At 67.6% G+C, this 13,268-nt stretch carries 14 protein-coding genes; 9 read left to right on the top strand and 5 right to left on the bottom strand.

Going from position 1 to position 13,268, the window contains the following annotated elements; all coding sequences use genetic code 11:
• Window positions 1–7 precede the first annotated feature (7 nt).
• Window positions 8–1,066, bottom strand: coding sequence for an RNA methyltransferase (locus tag ToN1_RS06810; RefSeq protein WP_169207635.1), 1,059 nt, complete (start codon window positions 1,064–1,066; stop codon window positions 8–10).
• Between the two features lie 297 nt (window positions 1,067–1,363).
• On the opposite strand from ToN1_RS06810, the gene ToN1_RS06805 reads away from it, so the two are divergent.
• The 4 genes from ToN1_RS06805 (at window position 1,364) to ToN1_RS06790 (ending at window position 5,255) form a co-directional block, all read left to right on the top strand.
• Window positions 1,364–1,756, top strand: a complete 393-nt coding sequence (locus ToN1_RS06805) for a hypothetical protein (RefSeq protein WP_169207634.1) — start codon at window positions 1,364–1,366, stop codon at window positions 1,754–1,756.
• A gap of 77 nt (window positions 1,757–1,833) precedes the next feature.
• Window positions 1,834–2,985: a rhodanese-like domain-containing protein gene (locus tag ToN1_RS06800; RefSeq protein WP_169207633.1), complete on the top strand. Its 1,152-nt coding sequence runs from the start codon at window positions 1,834–1,836 to the stop codon at window positions 2,983–2,985.
• 16 nt (window positions 2,986–3,001) lie between these two features.
• Window positions 3,002–4,618, top strand: a complete 1,617-nt coding sequence (locus tag ToN1_RS06795) for a tetrathionate reductase family octaheme c-type cytochrome (protein ID WP_169207632.1) — start codon at window positions 3,002–3,004, stop codon at window positions 4,616–4,618.
• A 22-nt stretch (window positions 4,619–4,640) separates the two neighbouring features.
• Window positions 4,641–5,255 (top strand): cytochrome b/b6 domain-containing protein, encoded by a 615-nt coding sequence (locus ToN1_RS06790; protein ID WP_169126197.1) that lies wholly within the window; start codon window positions 4,641–4,643, stop codon window positions 5,253–5,255.
• 6 nt (window positions 5,256–5,261) lie between these two features.
• Here the strand turns inward: ToN1_RS06790 and ToN1_RS06785 are convergent, their stop codons facing one another.
• The 4 genes from ToN1_RS06785 to ToN1_RS06770 all read right to left on the bottom strand — a co-directional run bounded on the left by ToN1_RS06785 (window position 5,262) and on the right by ToN1_RS06770 (window position 9,579).
• Window positions 5,262–5,831, bottom strand: a complete 570-nt coding sequence (locus ToN1_RS06785; RefSeq protein WP_169207631.1) for a hypothetical protein — start codon at window positions 5,829–5,831, stop codon at window positions 5,262–5,264.
• Window positions 5,832–6,042: 211 nt separating this feature from the next.
• A complete protein-coding gene (locus ToN1_RS06780; protein WP_169207630.1) occupies window positions 6,043–7,506 on the bottom strand; it encodes a DegQ family serine endoprotease in 1,464 nt (487 codons plus the stop codon).
• 103 nt (window positions 7,507–7,609) lie between these two features.
• Window positions 7,610–8,920 carry an ATP-binding protein gene (locus ToN1_RS06775; RefSeq protein ID WP_169207629.1) on the bottom strand — a complete coding sequence of 437 codons (1,311 nt, stop codon included), beginning with the start codon at window positions 8,918–8,920 and terminating at the stop codon, window positions 7,610–7,612.
• A complete protein-coding gene (locus tag ToN1_RS06770) occupies window positions 8,917–9,579 on the bottom strand; it encodes a response regulator (protein ID WP_169207628.1) in 663 nt (220 codons plus the stop codon). The genes ToN1_RS06775 and ToN1_RS06770 overlap by 4 nt, the downstream gene beginning before the upstream one ends.
• Before the next feature lie 82 nt (window positions 9,580–9,661).
• Here ToN1_RS06770 and ToN1_RS06765 point away from each other — a divergent pair, with 82 nt between their 5' ends.
• From ToN1_RS06765 to ToN1_RS06745, 5 genes are all read left to right on the top strand, one after another.
• Entirely contained in the window at window positions 9,662–10,225 is a 564-nt protein-coding gene (locus ToN1_RS06765) for an SRPBCC family protein (RefSeq protein WP_169207627.1), read from the top strand.
• 116 nt (window positions 10,226–10,341) lie between these two features.
• A complete protein-coding gene (locus ToN1_RS06760; RefSeq protein ID WP_169207626.1) occupies window positions 10,342–10,557 on the top strand; it encodes a hypothetical protein in 216 nt (71 codons plus the stop codon).
• A gap of 62 nt (window positions 10,558–10,619) precedes the next feature.
• Complete coding sequence (locus tag ToN1_RS06755) at window positions 10,620–11,120, top strand: DUF6491 family protein (protein ID WP_169207625.1); 501 nt, start codon at window positions 10,620–10,622, stop codon at window positions 11,118–11,120.
• The gene (locus ToN1_RS06750) at window positions 11,117–11,806 is read left to right on the top strand and encodes a response regulator transcription factor (protein WP_169207624.1); all 690 of its coding nucleotides are present in this window, start codon (window positions 11,117–11,119) and stop codon (window positions 11,804–11,806) included. Before ToN1_RS06755 ends, ToN1_RS06750 begins: the two co-directional genes overlap by 4 nt.
• Window positions 11,796–13,187 (top strand): HAMP domain-containing sensor histidine kinase, encoded by a 1,392-nt coding sequence (locus ToN1_RS06745; RefSeq protein ID WP_169207623.1) that lies wholly within the window; start codon window positions 11,796–11,798, stop codon window positions 13,185–13,187. The genes ToN1_RS06750 and ToN1_RS06745 overlap by 11 nt, the downstream gene beginning before the upstream one ends.
• The last annotated feature ends 81 nt before the right edge of the window (window positions 13,188–13,268 follow it).

Genomic DNA, 13,268 nt, shown 5'->3' with positions numbered 1-13,268 from the left:
GGCCGGATCAGTCCGCCCGCAGGTCCGCGTCGGTTGCGGGAACACGTCGCAGCACGGCCGACGTGCGAGGCGCGACGATGCGCGCGCGCAGCTGGCCGCAGCCGCCGTCGACGTCCTGTCCCGCGGACTGGCGCAGTTTGGTCAGCACGCCGCGTGCGTGCAGCCGACGTGCGATGGCTTCGGCGTGTTCGCGTTCGGGCCTTGCGAAGCCGAAACCTTCCACGCTATTCCACGGGATCATGTTCATGATCGCGTACTTGCCCGCGAGCAGGCGCACGATGCCGTCGATCTCCTCGTCGGTGTCGTTGATGCCGGCGAGCAGCGTCCACTGGTACTGGATGGGATAGCCGGTCGCGCGCGCGTAGTCCTCGCCGCGCTCGACGAGTTCCTCGGGGGTGATGCGCGGGGCGCGCGGCAGCAGCTGCTCGCGCAGTTCGGCGCGCGTCGTGTGCAGCGACAGCGCCAGCGCGGGCTTCACGCGCCCCTGCGGCAGGCGCTCGAACACGCGGTGGTCGCCCACTGTCGAGAACACCAGGTTCTTGTGCCCGATGCCGCCCTCGGTACCGAGGAAGTCGATCGCTTCCAGCACGTTGTCGATGTTGTGCGCCGGCTCGCCCATGCCCATGAACACGACCTTCTTCACGAAGCGGCGGGCGCGCGCGAGCACGACCTGGGCGACGATCTCGGCGCTGCCGAGCTGGCGGATGAGGCCGTCTCGGCCGGTCATGCAGAAGGTGCAGCCAACCGCACAGCCGACCTGCGAGGATACGCACACGCCGTCGCGCGGCAGCAGGACGCTTTCCACCGATTGCCCGTCGGCGAGCTGCACGAGCAGGCGCGCCGAGCCGTCGTCGCCGGGATGTTCCGAAAGCACCCGCGCCAGTCCTTGCAGCTCTTCGCCGAGCGCGGGCAGGGCGCCGAGGATGCGCGGCGAGAGGAAGCCGTCGGCACGCTTGCGGCCGCTGTCGAGCGGTCGCGCCTGCGCCCATGCGCGCAGGATCGCCTGTTCATGGCAGGGCTTGGCGCCGAGGTCGCGCAGTCGCTGGCGGAGGTGTTCGATACGCATGGAAGGGGCGGTGCTGGTGACGGCCGGTGGGCACATGAGCCGGGTGGGGCTGCCGTTTCCGGCGGGCTCGTTGCGGTGCACAAGGACTCGAAATTTTACACCCGATCCCAGGAGTTTGCCGCGAGAACGCGCGCCCGAGTGATCTGGGTCACAGTTAAATAAGAGAATCATTAAATGCGAATTTAATGCTGATAGAATGGCTCCAGATTTCGTATGCCCTTGGGTTCCCCGGGCTGCGACCTGGAAGCGGGCCGACGGGCAGGCGAAGACAGTTTCCGCAAGCAGGAGTGTCACGTCATGAAAACCCGTCAACTGTTGTTTACGGCCCTCGCGGCAGGTCTCATCGGCGCGAGTTTCGGCGCCGCCGCCTACGACGCCGACTGGAAGCGCGGCCGCATCTACTACCGCAGCGTGTGCACGGCCTGCCACGCCGCCCAGACAGGCGGCTCCATCGCGCCCAGCACGATGACGATGGCGCAGTGGGAGAGCTACCTCAAGGCCGACAAGCATGCCGCCGGCAAGGACTCGCTGAAGAAGTACATCGGCAAGGACTACCGCGCCAGCATCCGCGCGCAGAACAAGGCGGCCGACAAGTTCGCCGACGTGCCCGATGCCGAACTGCTCGAGGACGTCAAGGCCTTCGTCATCAAGGGCGCCAAGGACGGCGACGCCCCGGCCAGCTGCAGCTGACCACCCGCTTTCACTCATCTTCGGACGTCCGCCCGCGCGCGCCGCGGGCGGCGCCCGCCATCGTTCAGGGAGCCATCATGAAACTCCATCGCACCGTGGCCTTCGTGGCCATGCTCGCGGCGCTGGGCGCCGCCCCGTCTCCGTTCTCCACTGCGCCCGCCCTCGCCGCGGAGGGCCCGGCCCCCTCTGCCACCCCGGAGGCCAAGGCCGGCTGGTACAGCCAGCTCGTCGATGCCGACTTCGTCGCCCGCCATGCCGTGCTGCCGAAGCCCGAAGGCGTGCAGATCATCGACTCGCGCCCGACGGCGCGCAAATACGATCCCGGCCACATCCCGACCGCGCTCAGCCTTCCCGACAGCCAGTTCGACAAGCTTGCCGACAGGCTGCCGCAGGACAAGTCCACGCTGCTGATCTTCTACTGCGACGGGCTGGAGTGCATGCTCAGCCACAACTCGGCCTTCCGTGCCGAAAAACTCGGCTACACCAACATCCGCGTGTATGCGGCGGGCTTCCCGGACTGGGTGAAGAACGGCCACATGGCGGCGATGTCGGTGTCCCATCTCAAGAAGCTGATGGACGAAGGCTCTCCGCTGACGCTGATCGACTCGCGCCCGAAGGAGCGCAAGTACGACAAGGGCCACATTCCCGGCGCGACCAGTATTCCCGACTCGCAATTCGACAAGCTCGCCGACCGCCTGCCGGCCGACAAGGCGAGCCCGCTGTACTTCTACTGCGAGGGCCTCAGCTGCAAGCTGAGTTCGGATTCGGCCGCGAAGGCGGTGAAGCTGGGTTACACGCAGGTGAAGGTGGTGCCCGAAGGCTATCCCGAGTGGGTGCGCCTGTACGGCGCCGGGCCGACCGCGGAAGGCGGCGCTGCGAAGCCCGCGATCCAGGCCGGCAAGGAGAGCGGCACGATTACGGTGGCGTCCTTCGAGAAGATCTACAGGGAGGCGCCCGACACGATCCAACTGATCGATGTGCGCGAGCCCAGCGAGTTCGCCGCGGGCACCTTCAAGGGCGCGCTCAACGTCCCGGTCAATATGCTCGAGAAACGCATCGACGAGCTGCCGGCGGACCGGCCCATCGTCTTCTTCTGCGGTGCCGGCGGGCGCAGCGGCGAGGCACACGACATGGTGCAGCTCTACAAGCCCGCCCTGAAGACCTTCTTCCTCAACGCCGACATCAAGTGGGCACGCGACGGCAGCTACACCATCGTCGAGAAGAACTAGCCAGCGGGGAAACGCCATGAAGACGAATCGATCGGGTCCGCATGCCTCGTTCCGGCGGGCTGCGCTATTGGCCGTCATGCTGTTCGGCAGCGCGCTCCACGGGGGTGAAGTGCTCGCGGTGTCCAAGGCGAGCACGGCCGACCACAGCAAGTTCAAGGAGCTGCAGCAGAGTTTCGCGTCCGGCCCCGAAGTCACCCGGACCTGCCTGATCTGCCACACGGAGGCGGCGAAGCAGGTGCACGCGACAAAGCACTGGAGCTGGGAATTCCTCAATCCCGCGACCGACCAGAAGCTGGGCAAGAAGAACGTCATCAACAACTTCTGCATCTCGATCCCGTCGAACTATCCGTTCTGCACCAGCTGCCACGTCGGCTACGGCTGGAAGGACGCCAATTTCGACTTCACCGCCGAGCAGAACGTAGACTGTCTGGTGTGCCACGACACCACCGGGAGCTACCGCAAGCTGCCGGGCCTCGCCGGCCATCCGCCCTATCAGGACACGGAGATCCCGCCGGGATCGGGCAAGTTCGCGAAGGCGGTGGACCTGACCAAGGTCGCGCAGAAGGTCGGTCGCAGCAGCCGCGACACCTGCGGTGCGTGCCACTTCTTCGGCGGCGGCGGCGACGGCGTCAAGCATGGCGACATGGACTCCTCGCTCGCGGCGCCGGACAAGGAGCTCGACGTTCATATGGACGCCACCGGCCTCGACTTCACCTGCGGTACCTGCCACCGCACCTCGAGCCATGACGTGCCGGGCAGCCGCTACACCCCGGTCGCGCGCGACACCCAGGGCGCGCACATCCCCGGTCGCGCGGACGACTCGCTGCCGGCGACCTGTCCCGCGTGTCACGGCCAGGCGCCGCACAAGGGCGGCGGGCATGCGGCCAAGCTCAACGATCATACCGACGTCCTCGCCTGCCAGACCTGCCACATCCCCCGGATCGCGCGCGGAGGTGTCGCGACCAAGACGAGCTGGGACTGGTCGACCGCCGGGCAGATGGGGCCGGACGGCAAGCCGATGCTCAAGAAGGACGAGGCGGGGCGGGTGATCTACGACTCGAAGAAGGGCGATTTCGTGCTCGGCGAGAACCTCGTGCCCGAATACCGCTGGTTCAACGGCGAGGTCACCTACACGCTGCTGGGCGACAAGCTGGACAAGGACGCAGGCGTGACGCGCATCAACCGCCTCGGCGGCAGTGCGGACGACGGCAAGTCCCTGATCTGGCCGATGAAGGTGTTCGTCGGCGTGCAACCCTACGACCCGGTGAACCACACGCTCGTCACCCCGCACACCGCGGGCAACGACGACACGGCGTACTGGAAGAACTTCGGCTGGGAAAAGGCCATCAAGACCGGCATGCAGGTCTCCGGTGCGCCGTTCTCGGGCGAGGTGGACTTCATCCGTACCGAAATGTCGTGGCCGATCACGCACATGGTCGCGCCGAAGGAGAACGCAGTGGGCTGCGCCGAATGCCACATGAAGGGCGGACGCCTCGAGAAGGTCGGAGGCGTGTACATCCCGGGTCGCGACGCCAATCCCCTCGTCGACCTCGCCGGCTGGCTGATGGCGGGCGGCGCGCTGCTGGGCGCGCTCGCGCATGGCGGGCTGCGCATCCTGCGCCGCAAGAGCTGAACGAAGCCAAGGAGATATCACCATGGAACGCATCTACATCTTCAAGCGCTTCGAACGCTTCTGGCACTGGTCGCAGGCGCTGCTCATCATCCTGATGATGGTCACCGGCTTCGAGATCCATGGCACCTACACCCTGCTGGGCTACGGCGACGCCAGCGAGCTGCATACCAGCGCGGCCTGGGCGCTGATCGCGCTGTGGGTGTTCGCGATCTTCTGGCACTTCACGACCGGCGAATGGCGGCAGTACATCCCGACCACCGAGAACCTCGTCGCGATGCTGCGCTACTACCTGAGCGGCATCTTCACGCATGCGCCGCATCCTTTCCGCCTGACCCAACTGCGGAAGCACAACCCGCTGCAGCGCCTCGCCTACCTCAATGTGAAGCTGATGATCAATCCGCTGATCTGGCTGAGTGGGCTCGCTTATCTCTATTACAACGAGATCAATGCCGCCGGTCTCGGGCTCGACCTGGGCGTGGTCGCCGTGCTGCACACGATAGGCGCCTTCCTCATGCTCGGCTTCTTCATCGTGCATGTGTATGTGATCACCACGGGGCATACGTGGAGCAGCCATCTCAAGGCGATGATCACCGGCTGGGAGGAGATCGAGGATCCGCAGGCAGGCGCCAAGTCCTGAGACGAGTTACACGTCGCTGTCCCCTGTGCCCTGCTTGCGGCCGCGCCGCCGCAGGGCGCCGAGCGAGCGGCCGACGCGCTCCGGGAAGTGGCTCGAGATCCACGCGAAGATGCCGTACTTCAGCAGCTTGCCGGCGAGCATTGCCATGAACACGCCAGCGTAATCCGGACGCATTGCACCGAAGAACATCAGCGCGGGCGTCTGCGGCAGGGGCGACGCGGCGATCAGGAACAGCGCGGCGGTACCGTAGCGCTTTCCCCAGTCGACCGCCTGCACCCAGGACGGGTCGGTCGCGAGCTCCGGAAAGCGCTCGTAGAGCTGCGTCCAGCCCAGATGGTGAAAAACCACCATCAGCACGGTCGCGCCGATCGCGCTGCCGAGTGCGGCCACCCCGCTGATCGCGCGCCAGCGCCCCGCGGCCATCAATGTCGCCGGCACGACCACGGCGGTCACCGGCCAGGCCGCCGTCAGCGTGCCGACGAAGGACAGCGCGCTGCAAGCGAGCAGCAGTCGATGCCCGGCCGCGGCGAAGCGCAGGATGCGATAGATCAGGGCTTCGATGCGGGCGACGAGCATGCGGGGAAAACGACGGGGAGCAGGGAAGGCGAACGGCGTGGTGCGCGATTTCGGTCGGGCTCGCGGCAACCGATCGCGTGCCGCAGGACTCGCCGGGCAGGGGGCAGGGGGGGCGACGCCTGCCCGGCCGTCCATGCGGTGCCCCTCAGGCTGACAGACTGTCGTCCCCCGGGGCACTGACGCAGGGCGACAGTCGGCAATCGTGGCGGCTTCAGCCCAGTTCGATCGGCACGAAGATGCGCGCATCGTCGCGCTGGATCAGCAGCGCAACGTGCTTGCCGGCGTCGGTGAGCTGCTGGCGCAGATCGTCCACGCGGTTCACGTGCTTGCCGTTCACCGCGAGGATCACGTCGCCCTCCTCGATGCCGGCGCGGGCCGCGGGACCGTATGAGTCTAGTACCAGAAGCCCGCCGCGCGTTTCCGCCTCCTTCTGTTCGTCGGCCGTCAGCGGACGCACCGATACGCCGAGGCGCCCGCCGTCATCGGGCGGAGTTTCCGCGGCCGCCACCTTCTCGGGCTGCTGCTCGCCGACGGTGACAGTGATCTCCAGCGCCTTGCGTTTGCGCCAAATCTGCAGCTGCACCGGCTTGCCCGGCGTGATCACCGCGACGCGCGGCGGAAGCTCCGCGGACGATGCGATTGCCTCGCCGTTGAACTTCAGCACGACGTCGCCCGGTTCGATCCCGGCCGCGGCCGCGGGGCTGCCCGGTTCGACATGACTCACGAGTGCGCCGCGCGCGACCGACAGCCCGAACGAATCGGCCAGGCCCTGGTTGAGGTCCTGGATCGCGATGCCCAAGCGTCCGCGCGTGACCTTGCCCTGTGCGAGCAGTTGGTCCTTGACGTGCGCCGCGACGCTGATCGGGATCGCGAAGGACAAGCCCTGATAGCCGCCCGACTGGCTGTAGATCTGCGAATTGATGCCGACGACCTCGCCCTTCAGGTTGAGCAGCGGTCCGCCCGAGTTGCCGGGGTTGATCGCGACGTCGGTCTGGATGAAGGGCACGTAACCCTCGTCGGGCAGCGAGCGCGACTTCGCCGAGACGATGCCCGCGGTGACGCTGTTCTCGAAGCCGAAGGGCGAACCGATCGCGAGCACCCAGTCGCCGACGCGGATGTCGGAGGGGTCGCCGAGCGGCACGGTCGGTAGGTCCTGCGCGTCGATGCGCAGCACCGCGATGTCGGTCGGCTTGTCGATGCCGATGACCTTGGCGGTGAACTCGCGCTTGTCGGTGAGCTTCACCGTGACATGGTCGGCGTTGGCGACCACGTGCGCGTTGGTGAGCACGATGCCGTCGGTGCTGACGATGAAGCCCGAGCCCTGGCCGTGCGTGATCTGCTCGCCCGGCTTGCCCTGGCCGCGCGGGGCGAAGCGGCGGAAGAATTCCGAGAACGGGTCGTCCGGGTCGAACTGGCCGAAGGGCGTGCGACCGCGCGCGGCGGTCTTCACGGTGCCCTCGACGCTGATGTTCACGACCGCGGGGCCGTAGGAATCGACGATGCTGCCGAAGTCCGGCAGCGATGCGGCCGCGTACGGCTGACCACCCTTGCGCGCGACCGCGGGGGTGGTCGCGCTGGGGGGCTGGTCGACGGAGCGGCCTATTTCATAGCCGCCCCATAGCGTCGCGGCAATCGCCGCGACAATGACGGGTAACTTGAGCGCCTGCAATGACATGATCCGTATCCTCCCATCCCGCATGAACGGAGCGGGACGATGTTGGCACTCTACGAGGCTCTGACTTAAATCAAACTTAAGGGAATGCTGAATTTGCCGTGCCTCAGGTCGGCGGGAATCCCACCGCGATGCGCAGGCCGCCCAACGGCGAGGCATTCAGGACCACGCGCGCATCGTGGCGCCGGGCGATGCTGTCGACGATCGCCAGGCCGAGACCGCTGCCCGACGCCTGCTGGCCGGCGGGGCGGTAGAAACGATCCAGCACGCGGTCGCGCTCCTCGGGCGGGATGCCCGGTCCGCTGTCGTCGACGCGCAGCCAACATCGGCCTTCGCCTTTTCCGACCGACACGTCCACCCGGCCGCCGCGAGGCGTGTAGCGGATTGCATTGTCGATCAGGTTGCCGGCCAGGGTGCGCAGCGCGGCGGGGTCGCCCTGCGTCACGAGGGCGTCGTCGAGCAGTTCGGCGCCGAGGTCGATGCCGAGTTCGTGCGCCAGGGTTGTGTGATCGGCGAGCGACTTGCGCGCGATGTCGGCGAGCACGACGCGTTCGTGCGGTATCGCTGCTCCCTCTCCGGGCTCCTGCCGGGCGAGTGTCAGGAGTTGCTGCACCAGGTGCGCAGCGCGGGTCAGGCCCGTGCGCAGCTCGCCGAGTGCTGCGGCACGCGTGACGTCGTCGCGCGCCCGTTCGCACAATTGCAGCTGGATCTGCAGCGCGGCCAGCGGCGTGCGCAGCTCGTGCGCTGCATCGGCGACGAAGGCGCGTTGCACGCTGAGCGCCTGCCGCAGTTGCTGCAGCAGATCATTGAGCGCCCGCACCAGCGGCTGTGCCTCGTCGGGAATGCCTTTCAGGGGCAGCGCGTCGAGCGAATCGGCGCGGCGCGTGGACACCTCCTGTGCGAGGCGCTCGAGCGGGCGCAGGCCGTGGCCGACCAGATACCAGATCAGGGCGCCCAAAAGCGGCATCAGCGCCACCAGCGGGATCAGCGTGCGCAGCGCCGCGTGGGCAGCGAGGCGGCTGCGCACGGCCATCGGCTGTGCGATCTGGATCACGTGGTCGAGCAGAGGAATGGAGTACACGCGCCAGTCGCCCTCGGACGTCGTGACCGTCGTGTAGCCGAGCTGCGCGCGGGCGGGCAGGGCGGTGTGCGGGTGCGAGAGGTACAGGCGGACGCCGGTGTCGTCCCAGATCTGGATCACGAGATCCAGCGACTCCTCAGGCGGCGCAAGGGGGGCGACGTTAGGCTCCGCCAGGCGCCGGTCGCGCAGCGAAAGCGCGAACTGGCGCAGGTTGTAGTCCATCAGTGCGTCGATCTCGTTGTGCGCCATGCGATAGGTCGCGATGCCGCCGATCGCGAACACCAGCACCAGGGCCCCGAGCAGCGAGAACAGCAGTGTGCGCCGCAGCGAATTCATGGCCGTTCCGGCACGTAATAGCCGACGCCGCGCAGGTTACGGATCCAGTCCGCGCCGAGCTTGCGGCGCAGCGAATGGATGTGCACCTCGACGGCGTTGCTGTCGACTTCCTCATCCCAGCCGTAGATGCGCTCCTCGATCTGGCTGCGCGACAGCGGCCGGCCGGGGTGTTCCAGCAGCGCCGACAGCAGGGCGAATTCGCGCGCCGAGAGCCGCACCGGTTCGCCTGCGAGCGTGACCGCATGGCTCGCGGCATCGACCTGCAAGGCTCCGAGCGTCAGGACGGGACTCGCCTGGCCGCGCTGGCGGCGCAGCAGCGCCCGCACGCGGGCCGAGAGCTCATCGAGGTCGAAGGGTTTGACGAGGTAGTCGTCGGCGCCGGCGTCCAGCCCGCGGATGCGGTCGGCGACCGCGTCGCGGGCCGTGAGCACGAGCACCGGCACCGCGTGCCCTGCCGCACGCAGGCGCTGCAGCAGTTCGATGCCGTCGCGGCGCGGCAGGCCGATGTCGAGCATCAGGAGATCGTAGGGGGTGTCGCGCGCCGCAAGTTCGCCCGCCACGCCGTCGCGCACCCAGTCGACGGCATAGCCGTCCTGGCGCAGTGCCTGCTGCACGCCGGCACCGATCATCGGGTCGTCTTCGATCAGCAGCAGTCTCATTTTTGCGGGATGGGGGCGGCAGACGCTTTTCGAATATTCTAAGCGATCGCCGCACTGCCCATCGTCCGATCGAGTATCCCTCATGCGCCTTCTGCTGCGTCGCTGCTTGCCGTTGTTCCTCAGCCTGTCCTGGGCTCCTTGCGCGCCGGCGCTCGACGACGCAGCAGCGGTCGCGGACAAGGATGTGCGTGTCGAGCGCAGCGCGAACGGCTTCACCGTTGACATGCTTGCGCACGCGCCGGTGACTCCCGCGTTGGCGTGGGAGGTTCTGACCGATTTCGATCACATGGCCGGTTTCGTGCCGAACGTGCGCACGAGCCGGGTGACCGAGCGCGGCGACGGCTACGTCCGCGTGCAGCAGAGCGGGGTCGCGGGCTATGGCGTGTTCTGGACGAATTTCGAGTCCGTGCGCGAGATCCGCTTCTTCCCGCCGAGCGAGATCCGCGCGCAGGGCGTCGGGGGGAATGTGAAGCGCATGGAAAGCCTGATGCGGCTGGACGCCGAACCGGGGGGCACGCTGCTGCGCTACCACGCCGAGGTGCAGCCCGATTTCTGGCTGCCGCCGCTGCTGGGTCCGGCGTTCGTGCGTCATGAAACGGCAGAGCAGTTTTCCGCGATCATCCGCGAGATGGTCCGGCGGCGCTGAAGACAGCGCCTTAATATGATTTTTTCTTAATCCTGCGCGAGCGGGGGCTTAATGCGCGCGGGCACAGACTCTCCTCACGACGCAATCGTCGTCACCAACCGTACAGGAGAGTCACCATGAACCCGAAATACATCAAGGCCCTGATCGCCGCGACCGCCGCCGCCTTCGCATTGTCCGCTTCAGCCGCCGCTCCGGCCGACGCTACCGCCCCTGCCGACCAGGGTATGGCCGCCACCTCGGCGAAGAAAGTCGTCAAGCACAAGAAGGTGAGCCACAAGAAGGTTGCTGCGAAGAAGTCCGCCGCCAAGGCGACGGCGCCGACCGCCAACTGATCGAAGTGCTGACCGGAACGGATCCGTGGGGTGTCCGTCCGGTCGCGCCCGGCCGCCTGCCCATGGCTCGGTCCTTCCTCGCGACGCGACCGTGGCGTCTCGCGGCCACCTGGTCGAGGCTTGCCCTGCTGGGGGCGTTCGCACTTCACGCGAATGCCCCCGCGGCCGGATGGGAGTCGGCCGCGGGCGAGCCCGCCGCCAATTCATCGCAATTGGTGGCAGGCGGTGCAGGCCCGCAGCGCGCGGTGCGTGTGTTCCGCGTGTATGGCTGGCACGCGCTCGAGCCGCATGCTGCAATCATCTGGCTGGGGGTCGACGAACCCTATGTGATCCGCCTGGCGGGCCAATGCAGCGTCGCCGCCGACGAGGTCCCGTCGGTGCTTGTGTTGCGCGACAATCATCTCGTGCCCGGTCGCGACCGGCTCGTCTTGCCCGCGGGCGAATGCACGATCGATAGCCTGTTGCGCGCCGACCGGAATAAACTGCGCGCGAGTGCGATCACCCCGGACGGTGGCGTGGTCGTCCGCCTGATTCACGACGCCGGACCGCGCAGAAGAAAATGAAGATACTCCTCGTCGAAGACGATCCGCAGCAGGCCGCCTATATCCGCAAGGGCTTGCAGGAAGCTGGGCACGTCGTGGACGTCGCTGCCGACGGCCGCGACGGCCTGTTCCTCGCGACCACCGAAAGCTACGATGCGCTCGTGCTCGACCGCATGCTGCCGCGCGTCGACGGCCTGACGGTGCTGCGCACCTTGCGCGCGTCGAACGTCGTGACCCCGGTCGTGGTGCTCAGCGCCCTGGGCGAAGTGGATGACCGCGTCGCCGGATTGCGCGCGGGCGGAGACGACTACCTCGTCAAGCCCTTCTCGCTGATCGAGCTCGTCGCGCGCCTCGAGGCTCTCGCGCGGCGCGGCGGCGCGGCGACGGACGGTACGGCGCGCACGCGGCTCGCCGTCGCTGATCTGGAGATGGATCTGCTGCGTCGCAGCGTCACGCGCGGCGGACGAAAGATCGAGCTCAAGCCGAAGGAATTCCAGTTGCTCGAGTTCCTGCTGCGCCATTCGGATCAGGTCGTCACGCGCGCGATGCTGCTTGAGGCCGTGTGGAACTACCATTTTGATCCCCAGACCAACGTCATCGACGTGCATATCTCCAACCTGCGCGCGAAGATCGACCTGGCGGACCTGCCGCCGCTGATCCACACGGTGCGCGGCGCCGGCTACCGCCTTAGCGCCGATGTCGCGTGAGGGCGGTGCGGGCCGGCTGCGTGCCTGGTTCGGCAGCCCGTTCCACCGTTTCGCCATCGCCCTGCCGGCCGCGATCGCCCTGATCGTCGCGCTGCTGTTCTATCCGTTGTTCCGTGAGGCGGAGGGGCATATCCGTAACGAGGTGCGTGCCGCGATCACGCTCGAGATCAACGGTTTGGACGAGCACTTTCACGAGCGCGGACTCGCCGGCCTGCGCGACGCCCTGCAGCGCCGCGTGGACGCCGCTGCGGATCGCGATGCCGTGTACCTGCTGACCGACCGTGACGGGCGCGTCGTGGTCGGAAATCTTGCCGCCTGGCCCGACGGCGTGCCGGCGGCCGACGAAGCGTGGTTCCACGTCGGCGAGCCCGACGGGAGCACGCTGGAAGGGCAGGTGTTCGTGCTGTTCGGCGGCGACCGCCTGCTCGTGGGGCGCCATTCGCCGCTGGAGTCCTACCAACAGCACATGACCACCCGGCTGTGGGGTTCCGCGGCGCTGATCATCGTCGTTGCGGCTGCGATCGGCGGGTTCTTCATGCAGCATCTCCATCGTCGGCTCGAGACGCTGGCGCGCGAGGCGGCCCGCATCCAGGAAGGCCACCTCGCGCAGCGCCTGAGCCTCAGCACGCGCCATGACGAACTGGATGCGTTGGCGCGACGCTTCAACCGCGCCTTTGACGAAATCGAGAGGCTCGTGGACGCGTCGCGCCACGTTTCCAGCGCGATCGCGCACGACATGCGTCGGCCGCTGATCGCCTTGCGGCGTGCGATCGACGAGGCGCGCGAGGCCGCGGCACGGGATCGGATCCTGCTCGAACGGCTCGAGGGGCTGGGGGCGCAGACGGACGCGCTGCTGCGTACCTTTGCGGCGCTCCTCAGCCTGGCGCGCATCGAGGCCGGTGCACTCGGGCCGAAATGGCAGGCGGTCGATCTCGCCGCGCTCGCCGCCGATGCCATCGAACTCTACGAGCCGCTTGCCGCGGCCGAGGGCAGGACGCTTGTCGGCACGCTCGCGCCGACAAGCGTGCGTGGCGACCCCGATCTGCTGTTCCAGGTGCTGCAGAACCTGATCGAAAATGCCCTCAAGCACGGCGCGGGAACGATCGCGCTGGATCTTGCGACGGGCGGGGAGGGGGTGGTGCTGTGCGTGCGTGACCACGGTTCGGGGGTTCCCGAAACTGCATTGCCCAGGTTGTTCGAGCGATTCTTCCGTATCGACGAGAGTCGCAGTGCCGCGGACGGGGCCGGCGTCGGCCTGGCGCTGGTGCGGGGCATCGTCGAAGCCCACGGCGGATGGGTTTCTGCGCGCAATGCCTGTCCGGGACTCGCCGTCGAGGTCACACTGCCCGTCGGAGGGCTCGAGCCGGGCCACCTTGACTAATGACTACCGACGTTCTATTTTTCCCCTGTCCCAAGGGGGAGTAGCTCTCCGCCGCGGCGTCGTCAATCCGGCAGTCCCCGC

The organism is Aromatoleum petrolei (assembly GCF_017894385.1).
Taxonomy (GTDB): Bacteria; Pseudomonadota; Gammaproteobacteria; order Burkholderiales; family Rhodocyclaceae; genus Aromatoleum; species Aromatoleum petrolei.
Note: the sequence above shows the minus strand (reverse complement) of the source record. Positions and strands in the feature narration are given on the sequence as shown.

What these genes read in the sequence shown, in the direction of transcription:
- ToN1_RS06760 (WP_169207626.1), top strand. Translation starts at nt 10,342, where the DNA reads ATGAACCCGAAATACATCAAGGCCCTGATCGCCGCGACCGCCGCCGCC.
- ToN1_RS06810 (WP_169207635.1), bottom strand. Translation starts at nt 1,066, where the DNA reads ATGCGTATCGAACACCTCCGCCAGCGACTGCGCGACCTCGGCGCCAAG.
- ToN1_RS06790 (WP_169126197.1), top strand. Translation starts at nt 4,641, where the DNA reads ATGGAACGCATCTACATCTTCAAGCGCTTCGAACGCTTCTGGCACTGG.
- ToN1_RS06785 (WP_169207631.1), bottom strand. Translation starts at nt 5,831, where the DNA reads ATGCTCGTCGCCCGCATCGAAGCCCTGATCTATCGCATCCTGCGCTTC.
- ToN1_RS06755 (WP_169207625.1), top strand. Translation starts at nt 10,620, where the DNA reads ATGGCTCGGTCCTTCCTCGCGACGCGACCGTGGCGTCTCGCGGCCACC.
- ToN1_RS06795 (WP_169207632.1), top strand. Translation starts at nt 3,002, where the DNA reads ATGAAGACGAATCGATCGGGTCCGCATGCCTCGTTCCGGCGGGCTGCG.
- ToN1_RS06775 (WP_169207629.1), bottom strand. Translation starts at nt 8,920, where the DNA reads ATGAATTCGCTGCGGCGCACACTGCTGTTCTCGCTGCTCGGGGCCCTG.
- ToN1_RS06750 (WP_169207624.1), top strand. Translation starts at nt 11,117, where the DNA reads ATGAAGATACTCCTCGTCGAAGACGATCCGCAGCAGGCCGCCTATATC.
- ToN1_RS06805 (WP_169207634.1), top strand. Translation starts at nt 1,364, where the DNA reads ATGAAAACCCGTCAACTGTTGTTTACGGCCCTCGCGGCAGGTCTCATC.
- ToN1_RS06800 (WP_169207633.1), top strand. Translation starts at nt 1,834, where the DNA reads ATGAAACTCCATCGCACCGTGGCCTTCGTGGCCATGCTCGCGGCGCTG.
- ToN1_RS06745 (WP_169207623.1), top strand. Translation starts at nt 11,796, where the DNA reads ATGTCGCGTGAGGGCGGTGCGGGCCGGCTGCGTGCCTGGTTCGGCAGC.
- ToN1_RS06780 (WP_169207630.1), bottom strand. Translation starts at nt 7,506, where the DNA reads ATGTCATTGCAGGCGCTCAAGTTACCCGTCATTGTCGCGGCGATTGCC.
- ToN1_RS06770 (WP_169207628.1), bottom strand. Translation starts at nt 9,579, where the DNA reads ATGAGACTGCTGCTGATCGAAGACGACCCGATGATCGGTGCCGGCGTG.
- ToN1_RS06765 (WP_169207627.1), top strand. Translation starts at nt 9,662, where the DNA reads ATGCGCCTTCTGCTGCGTCGCTGCTTGCCGTTGTTCCTCAGCCTGTCC.